At 37.8% G+C, this 1727-nt stretch carries 2 protein-coding genes; both read right to left on the bottom strand.

The features are described 5' to 3' along the window. Positions 1-69: 69 nt before the first annotated feature. Positions 70-507: an IS200/IS605 family transposase gene (gene tnpA, locus DEF52_RS06000; protein ID WP_006279552.1), complete on the bottom strand. Its 438-nt coding sequence runs from the start codon at positions 505-507 to the stop codon at positions 70-72. A gap of 261 nt (positions 508-768) precedes the next feature. Next, the coding region (locus DEF52_RS05990; RefSeq protein ID WP_151808134.1) for a phage portal protein at positions 769-1727 on the bottom strand (959 nt) is incomplete at its 5' end.

The raw sequence follows: 1727 nt of genomic DNA, 5'->3' as shown, positions 1-1727 counted from the left end.
AACTCAACCACTATCGGCTGAGAGCCGAAAGGTTGGATATAGCGCTGGAAGCGCGATGAGAAGCTAAAGCTACTCCAATCTTATACTAGATATAGAATGAGGCTGATGTGCATCTGTATGTTTATTGATGTACTCATTAATGACTTCATCTGTGATATGTCCGCTGGTAGCACTAAAGTATCCTCTTCCCCAAAAACGCTTTCCCCAGTACATTTTATTTAGCTCTGGAAATTCTTGTTGAACTTTGCGTGAAGACCTGCCTTTGGCTCTTTGAACAAAATCACTCACAGCTATATGAGGAGGTATTACTACGAATAAATGTAAATGATCTGATGATATTACTCCGTTTTCTATCTTAATCCCCATTTCTTCAGATACTTCTGCTATGATTGTTCGTATTCTCTCCTTCATAGCCTTAGTTAATACTCTGTACCGATATTTTGTAATCCAGACTATATGGTACCTATGATAAAATACAGTGTGTTTTCCTTTGTCATATTCCGTCATAACTATACTTTATAAAGTACAGTTATGACATTGACAAACTAAAGTTTCTCCACCTAGAAGGTGGAGGCTTGTACCATCTTATGGAAAGTCATATCTAAAATATGATCAAAAGCTTCTGTTTTTTTTGTCAAAACTCCATAAATACGTATTATTGCTATTCCTTTTGGGTTTATATGAAAATGCTTTAAGTTCTTAAAGATAGGTTGTTTGCTGTTATATAATGATAGTAGTTCAAAGCTTCTTCTCTCTACCATTACTGGTTTATTTATCCACACCACTTCCTCCCCTTTTATGATTAACATCAGAATCGAAACAAAGTCCAAAAGAATTAGCTCGCTTTTGATCTTCTACTATTTCTTGATCAATTTCTTCTACATCGTAACCCATTTCTGATACTACTTCCGATCGACTCTTAAATCCATTCCTTACTGCCATTTGCTGTGCTTGCTGGTCTTTCAGTGGATCCACCCAATCAAATCCCTGTGGTATCCATTTTACTTCTTTAAATACTTGATTATCTGTTGTAGAAAGCTCTCCAGATAAAGTGGCAAGTTCTAGCCATCTACTCCATACTGGTCTGCAAAATTGGAATACCATAATGTTATGTTGCAGCATAGCGCATCTACGACGAAACTCTATTAATCCTGCTCTGATTGATGAATAATTAACACCGGTTAAATCTCCTGTTAGCTGCTCATATGTTATCCCTGTACCTATTGCTATTGCCCTCAGTTGCTGTCTCATGAATGCTTCATAACTTCCTCCAACATCTGATGGCTCTGAAAATTTTATGTCCTCTCCTGGGTCTAAAAGCTGCATTGTTCCAGGTTCCAGGCCAGATAGTGCTACTCCTTGCTCATTTGCTTGCGCCTCACCTAAAATATTTGCTTCAGGATCAAGTCTTGTAATAAACCCTGCAAACATTGCTGCTGTCTTTTTTCTCACCAGCTCTGCATCATCGTATTGATCAAGCTCATAAAGCTTTAGCAGTATATTAGAAAGCCATGGCTCCCCTCTAATTTGCCCAGGTCTTAATGGTCTATAAATATGTAAAACATCATTTGCTGGCACTCTCACTGATTCTCCAAATGAGCCTTCTCCTGGATGTTCTCGAAAAAGGAAAAAAGCTTCTCTTTGCCCAAGCCTGTTAAACTCAATCCCGTTTCTTATTACATTAGACCTCTTTCGAAACTCATATAGACAGCTCAAAATTGTGAATT

Origin of the sequence: Wolbachia endosymbiont of Nasonia oneida, assembly GCF_009012935.1 — a bacterium.
Classification (GTDB): Bacteria; Pseudomonadota; Alphaproteobacteria; order Rickettsiales; family Anaplasmataceae; genus Wolbachia; species Wolbachia pipientis.
The sequence above is the reverse complement of the archived record's forward strand: the minus strand, read 5'-3'. Positions and strand labels throughout refer to the sequence as shown.

Bases quoted from the DNA above. Each gene is read 5' to 3' on its own strand.
- tnpA (WP_006279552.1), bottom strand. From the start codon at position 507: ATGACGGAATATGACAAAGGAAAACACACTGTATTTTATCATAGGTAC.